Here is a 16,736-nt window from a genome sequence, read left to right on the forward strand (position 1 = left end):
TATTCGGTCGAGGTGACTTATGCTGAAAAATGGAAATGCCCGTGTGCTTCCAAGATCAAAATATTTTTCATTAGCCGTTACCAGTTTAGGCGTGCTTCTTCTAAATATTGATTTATTTGTCATGAATGTTGCACTTCCAACAATCGGCAAAACACTGAATGCCCCTCTTAGTACCGTATCATGGGCCATCACTGCCTATACCTTAATGATTGGAATTTTTCCGGCCAGTGCGGGGAAACTTTCAGATGTTTTTGGCGAAAAGAAACTCTATTTAGCCGGTATCACTTTATTCACAGTGGCATCTTTCGCATGCGGGATTTCACCAAATGTTTTCCTTCTTATACTGTTCCGAGCCCTGCAAGGACTCGGAGCCGCAACCATGATTCCAGGTACTCTTTCCATTCTCATTCATGCCTATCCAGAAAAACAGCGTGGTCTCGCTATTGGTCTGAACGGTGGGATCGGCGGGATTGGTATTGTTGCCGGACCGATACTTGGAGGATTGTTGGTACATGGAGATAATTGGCGATGGATCTTCTTTGTTAATGTACCATTAGGGATTGTGACCATTCTTTTGACACTGCTGTTTGTAAATGAGCAACAAATCAGTCAGGCTTCTAAAAAAATAGATTGGAAGGGACTCATCATTCTATCTATCGGACTCCTTTTTATCCTATTATCCTTCACTCAAGCTGAGAAAAGTGGGCTTCATTCCGACAGTATTTTTTTCCTGGTAGCGGGATTAGCTCTTCTGTTTCTCTTTATTCGTCTTGAGCGTCGAGTAAGTGAGCCGTTGATTGACCTTACACTATTTAGAAGTATTTATTTTACACTGCCTTGCATCAGTATGCTGCTCTTCTCAGCCTCATTATTTGGTTCTCAGCCTTATTGGAGCATGTTTTTCCAAAATTTTTGGGGCTTTTCGCCTTTCTGGGGCGGCCTTGCCTTTTTACCCGCCACCTGTTTGATTGCATTGTTGACCCCAGTTGCCGGGATTATCGGTCAGAAGAGCGGAAATAGGCTCCGGTATGTCGTCATGTTTGGCGCGCTTATTACCAGTATCAGTTTTATTTATGCAGCAGACATAAATACTGAAAGCTCATACATAACTGTACTTCTTCCGTCCTTGCTGATTCGCGGAATCGGCATTCCTTTTCTTGTCTCCTCGACCTCGTTAATGATGATGAATTCTGTGCCCTCGAACAAATCAGGATTGGCCGCCGGGGTACTGAACATGAGCAGAAACGTTGGTACCTCATTGGGAGTAGCTGTCTTAGGGCTACTGTTTGCATCTGATACCGGCCGTACTCTTTCATCTCTATCCAAAGAGTTTCCCGGAGGCGACTTGTCGACAGCCAAGGAATTGGCAGCACAATTTAGTGTAATAAAGAACTCAACCGCAGCTCCTTTTGCAGAAACGGCAATTATAAGCGGCTTTGGTCATCTCGCATTATTCTGTGCTCTTGCCCTAATTCCTGTTTTCCTCAGTGCCTTAACACTGAGAAAGAGACGCAAAAAAAACTAAATTAGTTACGAGTTGAATGATGGTTTGAATTATGTGGATATTGATGGAGCGATCAAAAACACCAAAAAAATCATCTCAGTAATTAGGCTTTAGCAACATACAAACTATAAGATCACAAGATGAGTTTGGAAAATTTCTAATAGACTTCTATTGAACAAGTCACCTTTATGCTGCTCTGGCTTCAATAGCAGAAAGCAGTTCATTAATATGAAAACTAAAGCACAGCACTTTTTCTAAAAAAAGTGCTGTGCTTGTTTTTACCGTTCGTATGCTTGTTTCAACGTCGCGATCTCTATTTTTTTCATTTGAAGCATCGCCTGCATCACGCGCTGTGCTTTTCCCTGATCGGGATCTTGCAACAACTCGCCTAAAATGGTCGGGATAATTTGCCAGGATACGCCGTATTTATCTTTAAGCCAGCCGCATTGCTGGATCACGCTGCCTTCAGACAGCTTGTCCCATAATGCATCGACTTCTTCTTGCGTGTTGCAGTTCACAAATAGAGAGATTGCTTCAGTAAAGTTAAATGAATGATTCAGGCCGCTATCCATCGCCTTAAACTCCTGCCCGGCGAGTGTAAAAAGCGCATGTTTGACTGTTCCCGCCATCTCGCCATCCTCCGCACCATAGCGGTCAATGCGTTCAACTGCCGACTGTTCAAACAGTGAGATATAGTCATTCATTGCCTGTTCCGTTTTGCCATGCTGTGCGCCAACAAACATCAGCGATGGTGTAATTTTTTGCTCGTGATGTCCGAGATTCACTTGCCAAGACATGCCAAACCGATCTTGAACCCAGCCGAATTTTTCACTGAACGGATAAGTACCGAGTTCCATAAGCACAGTTCCGCCATCTGAGAGCTTTGACCAATATGCGTCCACTTTTTCCGGCGAATCACCGTTCACAAAAAAGGAGATGGCAGGAGTGAAGTTAAAATGTGGCCCGCCGTTTAGTGCCATAAAGGTTTGGCCTTCCAGTTGGAAGGTTACAGTCATAACTTTTCCTTTTTCAGAAGGGGCAGCAGCCGCCTCTCCGTAGTGAGAAATGTTCAAAAGTTTTGACCACTTAAAAATTGAAGTATAAAAATTCGCAGCTTCTTCAGCTTGATGATCGAACCATAAAAACGGCACTATTTTCTGCAAAGAAATCCCTCCTAGCCAATATGGATCAAAGCACGAATCTCATTTCTTCTTTTTTGCTTTGCTTTTTGCCTTTTTCACATTTTCGTCAACGCGAAACGCAACAATCCGCCGGATCAAATCATAAGGAAGAGGCTGATCAATCGGAAATTGGATCGTCCCTTTCGAAGTTTTATAGTTGGTAATCTCATTCTGAAAAGCGGCGACTCCACTTGCGCCCGGATATAATCCGATATGACTTTGATATGCGGCAAAATGCACCAAATTTCCGTGCAACGCGAAGGTCGGCATTTGGTAGCTGATCTTCTCAGTTGCCTCCGGTACTATCTCTTGGATCACCTTTCTCAATGTTTGCAGTATCTCCTGAACGGTATCGGGAAACTGCGCAATGTATTCGTCAATCGTTTGGTATGTCGTTTTTTCCATGGTGTGTCCTTTCTCGTTCGCATGAGCGCTTTTTTTCGAATCTTCTTTTGTCATACCCTTTCGAATACGATTGTATGCATATGTCGCTATTAATCACTCGATTCATACGGAGGCATGGCAACCCAAATCACTGATCTTGGACGCACACTGATTCCAATCATTGATCTCATGTATGAGTGGGGAACGGAGCGATTAAAACAGATCACACACGTACCTCCGCGTAATATTAATGAAGATGCGATTAAAAAAAACGGGTAAAAAAGACATTTCTCGTAAAGTAAGATCAAACGATAGATGCCTTTTCTTTTTTGTGTGAAGTTTCTTGCCTATCATTTACGCTATCATCAGTACGCTACTTTAATCATATCTTGATCAATGGAAAGAATAGCGTCAATTGTTATCGGAGGGTGAAGCAACCCATTCATACAATAGATCATCGAGTCCCTCTTCGTTTTCATGACCACGCGCAATGACTGAAAATCCATTTCGCTCGTAAAAACGCTGCGCCTTTTGATTTACCACAAATGTATAAAGCCTTAGCCGCCCTTCAGATTCGCTTTTCGCAAGTTCAACAAATGCTCGCCCAATCCCTTGGTTTTGATAACCCGGATGTATGTATAATTGATTGATTTCCTGAGGATTTGATGCGAGCAGCCCAACTACGTGATCGTTCAGTGTGTCAACTGCAATCCTTATGTGATTATCTTTATTCAAGATGTGATTGAGAAAATAGACATGATCTTCAAACGAATGGATTTCCTTTTGGTCAATTGCCTTTTTCTTACTCCGACGCCACATCTTCACGGTGTCCTCGGCGTAGTGCGGGTCATAATTGATGAGTTTGATATTTGAATTCATTATCTCACCTTAATCATTAGCCTGGCTTTTAATGAAATCCATCGTAAACACAGGCTTTAAAAGCAGATGCTCATTCGCTAATATTTCTGTCGCTTTTTCATTTCTCTGAATGACGCAAAGGATCGTGTCAATGATCGCGCCTCTTTTTCTAAGCTCCTGAACACTTTTAATGATCTGGCCGCCTGTTGTTACCACATCTTCAACCACGCAAACTTTTTTTCCGTTAACATCTGTGCCTTCAGCCAATTTGCATGTCCCATACTCTTTTGCTTTTTTTCGCACAAAGGCGGCTTTGATTTTCGTTTCAAGAGATAGAGCGGTCGCGATTGGAATTCCGCCTGTTTCAAGACCTGCCAAGATCTCCGTGTCTTCCGGTATAAGCTCTTTCATGAGCTGCACAATTTCAGGAAGCAAACTGGGATCTGCCTCAAACAAATACTTATCAAAATACTCATTAGAGACTTGCCCGGAGCGCAGAGTAAATTCACCGGTAATATGTGCCGTTTCATATACCTTTTTTGCAATGTCTGCCTTTAGCATGAACAACTCCTCTTTTCATTGCATATTTGGCATTTCGTTCATTGAACTTAAAGATTCATCTCTCAAAGAAATCTTATAATGACCTTCTCAGCATTCTATTTATAAGTTCTCGATTAAATGGTGTATACCCTTGCATTCCGCCCCACTCTATTATCTCCTCATGATCCGGATGAGCAGGGTCAGCAATGGCAGATAAAAACGCATCATATCCAGCTTCGCCGCCAACATCTTCCGGCGGCGCGGTGCCATCGCTATCAAGGCATACAGAGTAATTTTTTGCGTAGTTTTCTTCGATTTTTTCTAATTCGATATAATGCTCCCAATTATCTCCGAAATCATAGATGTATTTAATTCGTGAATACTTGGGGATAAAGTCCGACAATTTGCGGTCGGTTTCCATGATCATCGGGATATCGCTAGGGTAATCAAACGCATCATCGCTGCATACTAAATTTACGACTGGTCTCTTATTGTCAAAAACACAAAAATCATGCAAGTGGCTGTCCTGCCAGCCAAATACAATTTGAAGAATGTCATGAAGCTGTTCAAACGTTGTTTCGATTGGTACAATGACCCTGCGCCAAACATTATGGTTTTCAAGACCAAGGGTTACTTTGAACACAACTGCTTTACAGCTGAAAATGGATTCTTTTGAGAATGTCTCCAAGTCGCGATACATTAATTCATTTGGACAAACGTAATTACCGCTTTTATCACCAACAAGCAACGTGCTCACTTTCCTGCTTTCAGCACTTTGAATGATCTGATCAGGATTCAATTTTTCTCCATTAAACCATACATTGTCGCAGGCCTTATTCAATCTTGCGACCATTGTTCTGTCTTTTGTTTTTGTATACACGATCTCTGGTGAACGTTCGAGAAAACGTTCGACAATTTCAGGCTTTACTAACTCATCAAGAAGTGTCTGGCGAATCGCATCAATAATAAGTTCATTCAAATGCTTGATGTCCTTCGCTTTAAGCCCGTAAAGAACGATCGTATACCGACTGCTGTCATTCATCAAGACAATAGTTTTCCGGCGGTCAATCGTAATCAGATTCGCATGCCATGAAAAGAGCGGAGTTTCTTGTTTCTCCAGATCAGGTTTTATTTTGAGTTGATCGAGCAGCTTTTTTGTACATTGGATGAGCATATGATTAATTTTCTCCAGTCTTAAATTGAATTCGACTAACAACCGGTTTGGCAATTGAAGCTCTTCTTACATTTTCGCCGCATACCCTTCTTTTTCCGCATGGCCAAGCAGATATAAAAATGCAGGTGCAGGATTTCGCACGACATGGATGTGATACTAACGTTTTCACCTGATTTATGAATAGTATACTATAAATAAATTAAGGGTTTTTGAATACTTAAGTTTTCAAATTCCGAATAGTAAAAGTGTTTCATTAGCTACAGCCTTCATCATTGACCTCCTAGTGCTTTACTAATAACTTCAGAAATGACTATAAACTGTAAAGCGATAGACAGATTAATATGAATTTAACCGTTATCACTCCATCTTGAAAAGTTATTTACTCATTCTTCTTGATTTTAGATGTGGCATCAATTATTATATTAGTGATCAATCAATAACTAATTTTTATTCGAGGAGTTTTGACATGGGTATGCCAAAAAAGGGCAATCGAAAAGAAGAAATTCTTGAAGCAGGTTTAGAAGTATTCGCGGAACTGGGCTATTACAATACGACAACTGCACTGATTGCTGAAAAAGCAGGTATCTCTCAGCCGTATGTGTTTAAATTTTTTAAAACAAAAGAGGAACTTTTTGAGGCTGCACTCGATCGAGCTTATGAAAGAATTGTTCAGTCGTTTCAAAAAGTACATACCGATTCGGCTCATCTTGTTGATGCGATGATTGAAGCGTATGAAGAATTGTCTACTTCTCATCCAAACGAAATTGCTTTACAGGTTATCGGGCTTTCTGTGCCGGAAGCGTCAATCAAGGAAGTTACGCGTCGGGGTCTGCAGAGGATAAGGAAGGATGTACTGGACCAGTTCAAATCTGCAGGAATTGCGAATGCGAATTATGAAGTAAGTACTTTTTTGGCGAGAGGGATACTCTGTAATCTTTCCTTTTTCCTTGATTTGCCGGAATTGATGAAATAAATCATGAGCCATTGTACTGTCAGAGAAGAACAAACATTAGTTATTGATCAATCACTAACAAAAAAAAGGAGTGTTGCACGATGAAAAACGCACTGGTATTAGGAGCAACCGGAGGATCGGGTCAGGCAATTGTTATAGAGTTATTGGCTAGAGGCGTTAATGTTGTTGCTTTTGGGCGTTCAGAACAGAAGTTGAGAGCAGTATTAGAGAAATATGATGTTCATGGGCAATTATCCTACAAGACCGGTGATGTCTTTCACCCCCATTCCATTGCAGAGGCTGCAAAAGATGTTGATGTCATCTTTCAATGTGCCAATGTTAACTACCAAGAAATGAAGGATAAACTCCTTCCACTTGGAGAAAGCGTAATGACAGCAGCCAATGAGTTGGGGAAGAAAATCGTCATCGTCGATGGCATCTATGTGTATGGACATCAGGTGGCAAAAGGTGATGAAAATCATCCTAAGCATCCGCACACAAAAAAGGGGAAAATCCGGGTCGAATTCGAAAAATTAATTTTCAGCGACAGATGGGAAAATGCAAAACCTTTAATTGTGCGACTGCCGGATTACTATGGACCTTCATCACAAAACGCTTATTTGCAGCCCACATTGGAAGGAATGGCCGACAATAAAGTTTCCATTTTTATTGGAAATCTAAAGACACCTAGAGAATACATCTATTTACCCGATGCTGCTCAAATGATCATCAACATAGCGGAGCATGACGACGCTTATCGGGAAAACTGGAATATACCTGGTGCAGGGCTAATATCGGGGAAAGAAATCATCAAAATTGCTCGAGAGGTAACGGAAAATCATAAGATGGTCATTCCATTAAATCAGCTTGCCATGTCTTTAATCGGCCGATTTGATTCATTTATGAGGGAAGTTGTAGAGATCATGTACCTGACCAAAGAAGGATTTGTTCTAAGCGGGGAAAAATATGAACAACGCATAGGACCGATTCAAGCAACCCCGTTTCGGGAAGGATTAGAAGAAACACTACATTTCTTGATGAGCAACAGAAATAAGAAATCTTGAACTTAAAAACTTGCACGTTACTAAATAGAATTGGCTAGTAAAATCCAACCATTAGTTATTGATCAATCAATAATAAATATTCATGTTTGAATAAACACATTTACTAACCGATCATTGCTCCTGTTGGGACACATGATCGGTTTTAATTATTTCGTCCAAACTGACGCATTTTAATAACCTACTTAAGCTTATTATTTTCAGCCATTTTTCTATATCATTTGCTGTGACCAATCCAATTACCTATTCAAATACCGGATATTAATTTTATTCTATTTTTAGCAACCATTCCCATGGTCAGTGTTTTCTGTCGTATCCCTTTATTTTTTCTTCGGGATGAAGCAATGACCATCAGTACAAGATGCATCATCGCCGCTGTCTGATGAAAGAATCTGTAATTTCGGTGCAGGGTTTTCTTCTTCCCACACTTGCTGAAGCGCAGCGGCAAAGGTATCCGTCGGCTGTGCGCCTGAAATCACGTATTTGCGATTAATGATAAAGAAAGGCACGCCACTGATCCCAAACTGTCTGGCAGCATCTTCATCCGAACGCACATCATCTGCATAGAGATCCTTGTCATGAAGAACCTTTAAGGCTTCGGTTCGCTCTAAACCTGATGCTTCTGCAAGATCTGCCAGTGTTTCCAAGCTCCCCACATTCTTAGATTCAGTAAAGAAGGCACGGAACAATTTTTCCGTGATTGTTGCTTCTTTTCCGTGAAGCTTTGCCCACTTGATCAGACGATGAGCGTTAAACGTATTTGTTAGTTTCATCTCATCAAAGTTAAAAGTCAGTCCGACACTGGCTGCCTGCCTCGTAACGCCTTGAACATTTTGCTTCGCCTGCTCAATACTGATCCCATAATTTGCTGCAAGTTTCTCATAAATGCTTTTTTCCGTGCTTATTGGCGCATTGGGATCCAGCTCAAAACTTTTAAATTCAACTTCCACTTGTTCTTTATGAGAAAATTGGCCGAGCGCCTCTTCTAATCTGTGCTTTCCAATGTAGCAAAATGGACAAGCGATATCAGACCAAACTTCAATTTTCATACGAACACCTCCGTGATTACAGCTTGAGTTGTTAAGACCAAAATTGGCAGCTATTTATATTCATTATGTGGTTCACTATTGCCGCTTGAACCATTCCATTTTGTTCAATTTCGTTGTTCCTGCCGCTCTGTACACGGAGTTTACCATACGAACAAAAAAAAGCACAAGCAACTTGCTTGTGTCTAGCTAATCCTAAAAAAAACAAAATCTCACTTTCAATCGAGATGATTGGAATCTTAATGGAACTATAGAAGGACCAATGTGATACGGTTCATTTCAGAATAATAGGCTTTATTACTGATACTTCTAATTGGCTGTTTCATAACTTTAACTTATAATCGCTGATATGCCTTACCGGCCAGAATTCATAGAGGCTGACACAATCAATGCGCGCACGGAAAGGCTTAAAGTTTTCTGCAACAATCGGCAGTGCTTTCTGAATCTTGTTCGATTCGTCGAGCAACAGCGTGGCGTGTGCCGTCCATTCAAATGCATCACGGCTGCCATGGGCAAAATGACTCTGGAGATCAAGGAGCTCGTGGGTAACATTCGGTGCTAAGAAAAGTACATTCAAGCCGAACAAACCGATATGACTCAAAGTCACTTCGAAACTACTTGCCCCCTCGCACACCATTTGTAACCGTTTCTTAAGCTCCGTCTCCTGATTCAAATCAAAGCTCCCTAAGGTTAAATGATAAGGGATGTCAGGCGTTTGCTTTCCAATAATGCCGGATTTAACAAGAGCGCTTTGGAGTTCACGAAATTTTGCTTGTGATTCATGATCAAATTGTGCAAGAACATATAACATTTTTTCAGCCATCGTTTTCTCCTGAATTCGCAGAATAATCTATCAGTTTTGAAAAACAATGATCGTTACCGCCATCGCACAAATGAACACTAAGAAAACACTTAATAGGCTAGTTATCACATTAATTTGAGCAAACCCTGTCAAATCAATTAAATAATAAAATAAAAGCCATTCTCCTTGAAAAACAAAGATTTTCAAAATCCAGCGTCCAATACTCTGCACGTAGGCTCACATCCATTAATTTTCGATCAATTTTCTTCACAAAAAAATGGTCAACTCATCTAAACTTCAATGCCGATAACGTTCTAACCTGTTTTCTAATGTTCCCGTGTGATCTGCCTTCTCCGTTTACTCTGTTCCTTGGCGTCTTCATTTCCACACCTAAATGGCTGATCTTCGATTTGTACTGTTCAAACTCATGGTCATCTATAGCAAAAGCGACATGATTGTAGGTTTTCTCTGGCAAAGGATTACCCTCCATAATGGCTATCCACAAACCATTAATCAAGAAAAACTTCTCCTTAGTCAAAGAAAATGGGCGATCTCCACTGTCATAGATTTCTTCTGCGTCAAAAATAGTTTTAAGAAAATGTGCAGTTTTATCAAGGTCATGAACGATAAAAGTTATATGGCTCACTCCACGAATCATTTGTTCTAGACCCCCAACGTGTTATACCTTGACGATTTTTTTAGTTTATACATTTTCTACGTTCTAACAACGGGTTTTCATTTCATAAGAACCATAACCAAACCTAAATATACTTAATCAGCAGCTCATCATTCTAAGTATTACAAGACAAATTCCAAGGTTTATTGCTTACTTAAAATAAATTAATAAATTCTTCTCTTTTTTTGGGAATTTCATTGTTTGTACCCTTATAATCATTGATAACTGTTTCCATTCTTTTGATTTCCTCTACTGTAATAAAACTGGTCTCCACTGCACTGTTTAAGAAGATAGTAATACTATCGGTAGTAATACCTTCTAATGATTGAGGTAAATACTTTACTTTTTCTTTTTTATAAGCTTCCCAAGAGGTATATGCAACAGCGTCAACTAATAGTGACCATAGCCTAGCAATATTCAAGTCTTCTTCTCCCTCCGCAAATTCCGAAATTCCTGTAAAGTCTGCATTATCAATAAGTTCATATAGTTCATCCCCAGTAACAGCATGAGATTCAACCCATAACCAACATTTATCCAATGCTTCTCTTCCATCTAGATATCTTTCATCATTTTTGCTAATTACAGAAAACACTCTTTCAGCAACTGTTAAAACAAAGCCCACTTTAACTTCATTTTGTAAATTATTTATAAATATATTATCCATGATTCCTCCTTAAGTTATTCAATGATCTTTCCATCTTTTAAAACAAAAAATAACAGTCCGTTAGTTTTAACACTGTCATCAATCCTCTCCCTCTACTACTTGTACCGTCTTTGATTTCCAGTATACAAAAAAAAAGCTCATTCCTCCTTATCGTTTTAGTTGGAATAAGCCTTTGAAAGTTTATCAAGTATGATTGTGAAGTTTTTTAGTGTTTGGTTTATTGATTGTATTGTACAAATTTTCTTATGAGTGTCGTTAATTAAGTTACCAAAAACTCTTGTCATACCATTAGTTTTATTTCGCGATACACCTATTAATAAAAGTCTTTATTGAGTTTATATCCAATTTTTATCAGTACCTTTTGGATAATTTATTTCAAGGTAGTGTAGTAACTTATCTTCCAGACTGTTACTCTCGTATACCTTTTTGAAATTTGTTATAAAGCTTTCGACAGTCTCATAATCAACACTTTCAATAGTCTGTGGGAGATACTACTCTTTTTCATATTGATATGCCTCCCATATTGTATATGCCAGAGCATTTCCTATACATATCCACACTCTTTCCCGGGCACTATCATCTTCGAACTGCATATAGGTCAAAATATCTTTCTCGTCCATGTTTTCCAAATACAAAAAAAGATTGTAAGCCTCAATATTTTTAAATTTTACCCATTCCCAAGCTTTTTCTAATGACTCAACAGCTACTTCAAAGCCCTCAGATTGTGAAATATTGTCAATAATTAATTCAGACAGTGATAATAGATACACTACTTTAGCATCTACACTCAAATTATCAAACTGTCTCATTTTGAACCACTCCTAATCAATATATACACCATTTTTCACTTTGAATGTTAATCTTCCATTTACTTTGGCACCTTCTTTTGTCTCTGAGGTAACCTCAATAATTAAATTAGGATATTTCAAACTCAGTTGTTTTATTATACCTGGATCTTTTTTGGGATTTCCTAATCCACTAAGACAAGTTGGACATACCCCTGAAGCATTAGACTGGTGTAGCCTTAAAGTTTCTTGTCAATTATTTCCTGAATTTTTTTTGGGGACGCCTTTCTTATAAAATATAAAAACCTTGAAAGGCATATAGCCTATCAAGGACACATTTTAACAATTATTTCTCATAAATATCACCAGGTAAAAGTTCATTAGCTTATTTTATATAATTCTCTCGTTTACAAATAAGGTTGTAACTTTAAAACCAGTTACTACCTTCTAACGTCTATAGCTTGTATCCGTAAAAATATTTTTGTCCCTTTTCCCAGTTTCTAGTCGAAAGTTCTTTTATATAATCAATAAAATCTTTATAATTGCTTGCACTAATAATAGTGTTATAATCCCCAGGTACTTTTTCACCCGTCCAAATTGATAATAAAGATGGAATTATTTCCATTTTTAATGGCTCATCACTATTTGCTGCAATCATAACTCTTTGGATTAATTTTTTAGATAAATCTCCAGGAAAAGCTAGATTTTGTTGAAAATAATAACTTTTCGTATCATTCTCATCACAATATTTAAAATAAAAATCCCCTATTTCGTCTACAGTTGCTTCTTCCCCAATCTGTTCTTCAAAGTCAATGAAAGAGTCAATAGAGTCTTTTATAATAATTGCTGTATCACTAATTTCATCCCATTCTTCAAGTAATGCCAATAAGTAAGGTATTATATCAAGAGAAAGTGATGTTATAGCTGCTGATGCAAAAGTGTTTATTGTTTCTTCGGTGGCTTCACTAAGAAATCGAAGATTATTTGAATCCCTTAATTCATTATGTGTTGCGACAGCTAAAAATACTCTTATACATAAATTCAAGACAGCTTCATCTTTAGTACGATTCATTAATTGAATCAATAATGGTTTTTGAGTAAAATCCCCTATTTTATATAATTCTAATAAGTTTAATAAAATTTCCGTTTCTGTATCAGCTTTTAAAATATTTTCTTTGATTTCAGATTGGGATAAAGTTGATTTTTCTCCAAACCATATACTATTCATAAGGTTTCCTGTTTCTCCCATAAATACACCTACTTTCATACATTGAATTATCTTCGTCCATCTTCTCTTTGCCATTTCAAAACTTTATTTTGGAAAGTAGTAACCTGCGTATGTTGTGGATTATTACCAAATAAAATAATGCCCTCTTCATTCTCATGTATTTTTAATATCTTTGCATCTTTTTTACCATAACCCATCTCATGATAAAAATCCAAATTCAAATCATCAATTTGATCACTGCGAATAGTTGATTCTCCTGTTATCTTTATGTTTAAAGTTACATTTTCTCCCCCAAAAGCTAAACCTTGTATATGATGACCTTTTTCAAGTTCTCCTCTTCTAACCAATGCTTGATAGTCTGCCCTTACTTCTTTCAGTTCTTTTCCCTTTACTATAGTAGATTCATCAGGGTTAGGATACCACTCAGGATTACTTTCATGTAATTTTTTAGCTTCATCATAATAAGGACCATAAACCTCTTCACCGGAAACATTATTGCCGTTCCCCGAACCCTTAACAGCATGTAACTTATCACTTTCTACAGCACTCTTTCCACTGGCTTCTCCCATTCCATCAGCTTTCATCATGGAGTGTGTCTTTCTCACATCATCAGTCAGTTGGGAAAGTTCGTCCGATGCTCCAGCCATCGCGGGCTTCATCTTATGCGACCCTATTGTTTCTTTCGCTTGCTGTACGAGGTTGTTTACGTGTTCTTTAAACGCCTTGGCCTGTTCGCCCACGGCAATTTTCTCTTCGTTAGAAACAAGCTTGCCACGGCTGAAGGCATTCATCATCATGATGCCTTGCAGGAGGCTGTTTTTGCGCTGTTCCTCGGTCAGTGGTTTGCCAAACATGTCTCTGCCGGTCGAAGCTTCAATGACGCCATTTCCAGCGAGGAGTGCATTGATGCCCTTTTCACTCGTGCTAAGTACTTTCAAGGTTCGGCTCGCTTGATCATACGCTTTCAGGGATTGACCAGCTGCTTCAAGGCCTCTAGCGGTTTTGTAAAGTGCCTCGCCGCCCTTGACGATTCTGCCGCCCCATCCAATAATTGGAATGAATGTGGAGGCTGCCATAGCCCCGGCTTCCACACGTTCTGCGGTACTCAATTTTCGGCCTGTTTCCGGATCAATGCCTTGGACCGCCCTAAGATAATCATAATAGCCGGAGAGCTCGCCCGCAAATGTGGCAATAGCGGAACCTGCCTTTTCATACCACGGCCGATTCACTTCTACTTCTCTTTGCTTCTCCATCCCTCGCACGGTTTCCTGCTGTTTCTTATACTGCAGATAGCTTTGTGTCGTCTTCTTCATTTCATCCTGAACTTGATAGATTTTGCTGTCATGATAAGCCTGAGCATTAAAATGCATCGGTTGAACATCAGCACCCTGCCTTGTGGCGTTGATCAATTCGCCATAAAGCGAAGCAATGTAGGGCAGATCATCCGTTACCTGCCGGTATTCATTCGTCAGGTTTTGATCGAGATCCTGCACATCAAGCACCATCTTCGCTCTTTTTTGCTCGGAGGCGTCCAGCGCTTGATCAACATCATGATTGGAGAACACGTTGATTGGCACCAGGTCGGAGATGCCGCTCAGGATTTTGGCGATGTCGTCACGCTGCTCGCGTACCATTTCTTTTGAACGTGCGTAGCCTCGAGATAAATCCTCATCCAGAAAAGGCACTTGAACCTGCGTGTCCCCGCCAAGATTTTTGTCATCAATCGTACCGGCAACACCATGGTAATAAGCAATTTGCTTGTCAATCATTCGTAGCCAGGCATCGACAACATTAACCTGCGCTGCATAGAATTTTTTGATCGCATCCGCGCCTTTTCCTTGAAAATCAGTGCCCAGATCCGCAATCTGGTTAAACGCTACACGCAGGGTGTGGAATTGACTGCGAAGAGTTTGGTAGTGTTTCGCCCGAGCATTTGCTGCGGCAATGAGTGATTCAGCATCATAGGTTTTCGTGTCGCCTGCAGAACCCGCACCGCCTGAATTGATTCTCATTTAATCACCTTCACATGTAACAAATTGAGTTTTATTCATGTGGGATTCAAAATCGTTGGATGGAACTAACAGTGATGATTTTCTTCTGGAGTACTATGCGGTGAAATAATGGAACTGACTTCTAGTTTGTCTCTAGTGTATAAAATGTGACCAATTTTCGAACAGCGCCGAAACTCCTGAAAAATCAGTGGAATTTTATGAAATGATGATGGGGTGACAGCATTCGACAGGAAATCCCCTGCCATTATGACTAGAGGAACTTCTGCAAATACCACTTAGAGGAATTTAAAAGAGGAACTGCGTAAACGTTGAAAAAACAACGACCATTTACACATACAAGCGCAAAATGGTCGTTCCAAAGCTTTATTCAATTAACACTTCCTGGATCATCTGCTATTCTTCTCGTTAGACCAACGTGTTTCTATCCGATTTTGACAAAGATCTATCGTCTCGATCCGATTACACGTTTTATGCTCAAACGTCATTTTTACAATCCATGGCATAAAATACTTCATCTGCTCAAAGTCCGTGAAACCATATGTAGCGTCGTAAAAATTGATGATCGTGCTCAGAGCGGTACCGTGACTGCCGATCGCCAAAACTTTATTGTGATGCTCGTTCAACAATTGATTCAGCGCGCCAATTGTCCGCTCTTGAACCTCACCCAGACTATCTCCATTCGGCAACTTATACGTAAAGTCTTCCCACTGTTTTTTGAAAAGGCGTGAAAATCATCAACCCATTGGCCCACTTTTCGCTCACGAAAGTCCTTAATGCAATGTATGGGAAGTCCCTTTTCATCCGCAAAATGCTTGACGGTATCGACTGCCCGTTTATAGGGACTAGATAGAACAACATCCACATGTTTATCATGCAGATATTGGGTGACTAATGCTCTGTCCTTCATTCCTTTATCGGTTAGCGGACGGATTCTGTCATGTTGAACACGATGATCCGACTCCGCATGACGTACAAAATAGATGGTGGTCATTTCGGAGTCCTTTCATTCTCTTGCCCGGAGGTAATCCTCTTTCAGCATGCCAAAAATCTTTGTATCGAAATACTCATCATTATATTGAATGGCTTCACGTTGCACGCCTTCAAGCACAAAACCATTCTTGCGATAGACATTTTCCGCCCGGGGATTAAAACTGTAAACCCCCAGCTCTACTTTATGAAGGTCAAGGACTTCAAAGCCGTATTCCAAGAATAACGCAATTGCTTCCGTTCCGAACCCCTGATCGCAACCAGCCGCACCGATCAGGATTCTAAAATTCACATTACGCGTATGCTCATCAAACTCGTTGAAAACAACCTCTCCTACTAGTTCTCCGTTGTCACGTCGAACAATCCCCAAATCCAGTCGATCCGTTTGCTGGTTTCGGGTGTGGTACCATTGCTTAATTCTTTCCACTTCCTCAGGTGGAAAAGGATCCCTTGCCTGCTCATCACTGTCAGCCGACCCGGTTAAACGTCTGAGTTCTGGCTCCGAAATAATTCTAATCATTTTTTCCCAGTCATCCGCTTCAAACGGTCTTAAAATGATCTTTTTACCTTCAAGAACAGGCTTCGTGCCAAAATCAACTTTAGGTTTCATATGCGATCTCCCATACTATCATGTATTGGATCTATGATTATTTTCAGATAAGATGATTCAAGCTATGACTGACTTATAAAGTGCAACAATTTGATCATAAACATAAAAGTCATATGACTTAGGATCCATCGCTATTTTTCTTTTTTTTCGTAAAGATAGTTTGGTAATTATCAAACACCTTTTTGATGGCCAGTTGTAAAATCAAATTAGCCAGCTAGGTTGGAGGAATAAAACACCATTATAAAATCCGGTGTTATCATTAAAGTGACCAA

The 16,736-nt window shown here is 39.7% G+C and carries 18 protein-coding genes and 1 pseudogene; 4 read left to right on the forward strand and 15 right to left on the reverse strand.

Annotated elements, in window-relative coordinates:
* Window positions 1–19: 19 nt before the first annotated feature.
* A complete protein-coding gene (locus P343_RS33730) occupies window positions 20–1,525 on the forward strand; it encodes a DHA2 family efflux MFS transporter permease subunit (RefSeq protein ID WP_023511328.1) in 1,506 nt (501 codons plus the stop codon).
* A gap of 257 nt (window positions 1,526–1,782) precedes the next feature.
* On the opposite strand, the gene P343_RS33735 is transcribed toward P343_RS33730, so the two are convergent.
* Window positions 1,783–2,667 carry a VOC family protein gene (locus P343_RS33735; RefSeq protein ID WP_023511329.1) on the reverse strand — a complete coding sequence of 295 codons (885 nt, stop codon included), beginning with the start codon at window positions 2,665–2,667 and terminating at the stop codon, window positions 1,783–1,785.
* Window positions 2,668–2,706: 39 nt separating this feature from the next.
* Window positions 2,707–3,090, reverse strand: a complete 384-nt coding sequence (locus tag P343_RS33740) for an iron chaperone (protein WP_031264192.1) — start codon at window positions 3,088–3,090, stop codon at window positions 2,707–2,709.
* 114 nt (window positions 3,091–3,204) lie between these two features.
* On the opposite strand from P343_RS33740, the gene P343_RS37260 reads away from it, so the two are divergent.
* Window positions 3,205–3,348: a helix-turn-helix domain-containing protein gene (locus P343_RS37260; protein ID WP_023511331.1), complete on the forward strand. Its 144-nt coding sequence runs from the start codon at window positions 3,205–3,207 to the stop codon at window positions 3,346–3,348.
* A gap of 132 nt (window positions 3,349–3,480) precedes the next feature.
* On the opposite strand, the gene P343_RS33750 is transcribed toward P343_RS37260, so the two are convergent.
* The 3 genes from P343_RS33750 to P343_RS33760 all read right to left on the reverse strand — a co-directional run bounded on the left by P343_RS33750 (window position 3,481) and on the right by P343_RS33760 (window position 5,695).
* Window positions 3,481–3,948 carry a GNAT family N-acetyltransferase gene (locus P343_RS33750; protein ID WP_023511332.1) on the reverse strand — a complete coding sequence of 156 codons (468 nt, stop codon included), beginning with the start codon at window positions 3,946–3,948 and terminating at the stop codon, window positions 3,481–3,483.
* A gap of 9 nt (window positions 3,949–3,957) precedes the next feature.
* A complete protein-coding gene (gene pyrE / locus P343_RS33755; RefSeq protein WP_023511333.1) occupies window positions 3,958–4,488 on the reverse strand; it encodes an orotate phosphoribosyltransferase in 531 nt (176 codons plus the stop codon).
* Between the two features lie 73 nt (window positions 4,489–4,561).
* A complete protein-coding gene (locus P343_RS33760) occupies window positions 4,562–5,695 on the reverse strand; it encodes a plasmid pRiA4b ORF-3 family protein (RefSeq protein WP_236620368.1) in 1,134 nt (377 codons plus the stop codon).
* A 412-nt stretch (window positions 5,696–6,107) separates the two neighbouring features.
* Here P343_RS33760 and P343_RS33765 point away from each other — a divergent pair, with 412 nt between their 5' ends.
* Window positions 6,108–6,614 (forward strand): TetR/AcrR family transcriptional regulator, encoded by a 507-nt coding sequence (locus P343_RS33765; RefSeq protein ID WP_023511335.1) that lies wholly within the window; start codon window positions 6,108–6,110, stop codon window positions 6,612–6,614.
* Window positions 6,615–6,694: 80 nt separating this feature from the next.
* On the forward strand, window positions 6,695–7,657 hold the full coding sequence (locus P343_RS33770; protein WP_023511336.1) for an SDR family NAD(P)-dependent oxidoreductase: 963 nt from the start codon (window positions 6,695–6,697) through the stop codon (window positions 7,655–7,657).
* Window positions 7,658–7,974: 317 nt separating this feature from the next.
* Here P343_RS33770 and P343_RS33775 read toward each other — a convergent pair whose 3' ends face one another.
* The 10 genes and pseudogenes from P343_RS33775 to P343_RS33815 form a co-directional block, all read right to left on the reverse strand.
* Complete coding sequence (locus P343_RS33775) at window positions 7,975–8,703, reverse strand: DsbA family oxidoreductase (RefSeq protein WP_023511337.1); 729 nt, start codon at window positions 8,701–8,703, stop codon at window positions 7,975–7,977.
* Window positions 8,704–9,022: 319 nt separating this feature from the next.
* Window positions 9,023–9,523 carry a 2'-5' RNA ligase family protein gene (locus P343_RS33780; RefSeq protein ID WP_023511338.1) on the reverse strand — a complete coding sequence of 167 codons (501 nt, stop codon included), beginning with the start codon at window positions 9,521–9,523 and terminating at the stop codon, window positions 9,023–9,025.
* Window positions 9,524–9,799: 276 nt separating this feature from the next.
* A pseudogene (locus P343_RS33790) lies at window positions 9,800–10,160 on the reverse strand (VOC family protein).
* Window positions 10,161–10,332: 172 nt separating this feature from the next.
* Window positions 10,333–10,842: an Imm6 family immunity protein gene (locus P343_RS33795; protein ID WP_023511341.1), complete on the reverse strand. Its 510-nt coding sequence runs from the start codon at window positions 10,840–10,842 to the stop codon at window positions 10,333–10,335.
* 491 nt (window positions 10,843–11,333) lie between these two features.
* Window positions 11,334–11,651 carry an Imm6 family immunity protein gene (locus tag P343_RS33800; RefSeq protein WP_051384790.1) on the reverse strand — a complete coding sequence of 106 codons (318 nt, stop codon included), beginning with the start codon at window positions 11,649–11,651 and terminating at the stop codon, window positions 11,334–11,336.
* 430 nt (window positions 11,652–12,081) lie between these two features.
* Complete coding sequence (gene imm47 / locus P343_RS33805) at window positions 12,082–12,894, reverse strand: Imm47 family immunity protein (RefSeq protein WP_023511342.1); 813 nt, start codon at window positions 12,892–12,894, stop codon at window positions 12,082–12,084.
* Window positions 12,895–12,902: 8 nt separating this feature from the next.
* Complete coding sequence (locus P343_RS36495; protein WP_023511343.1) at window positions 12,903–14,867, reverse strand: ribonuclease YeeF family protein; 1,965 nt, start codon at window positions 14,865–14,867, stop codon at window positions 12,903–12,905.
* 386 nt (window positions 14,868–15,253) lie between these two features.
* On the reverse strand, window positions 15,254–15,553 hold the full coding sequence (locus P343_RS37835) for a histidine phosphatase family protein (protein WP_201767690.1): 300 nt from the start codon (window positions 15,551–15,553) through the stop codon (window positions 15,254–15,256).
* Window positions 15,499–15,858, reverse strand: a complete 360-nt coding sequence (locus P343_RS37840; protein WP_201767691.1) for a histidine phosphatase family protein — start codon at window positions 15,856–15,858, stop codon at window positions 15,499–15,501. The genes P343_RS37835 and P343_RS37840 overlap by 55 nt, the downstream gene beginning before the upstream one ends.
* Window positions 15,859–15,870: 12 nt before the next feature.
* Window positions 15,871–16,464 carry a GNAT family N-acetyltransferase gene (locus P343_RS33815; RefSeq protein WP_023511345.1) on the reverse strand — a complete coding sequence of 198 codons (594 nt, stop codon included), beginning with the start codon at window positions 16,462–16,464 and terminating at the stop codon, window positions 15,871–15,873.
* Window positions 16,465–16,736: the final 272 nt, after the last annotated feature.

Source organism: Sporolactobacillus laevolacticus DSM 442 (genome assembly GCF_000497245.1).
GTDB lineage: Bacteria > Bacillota > Bacilli > Bacillales > Sporolactobacillaceae > Sporolactobacillus > Sporolactobacillus laevolacticus.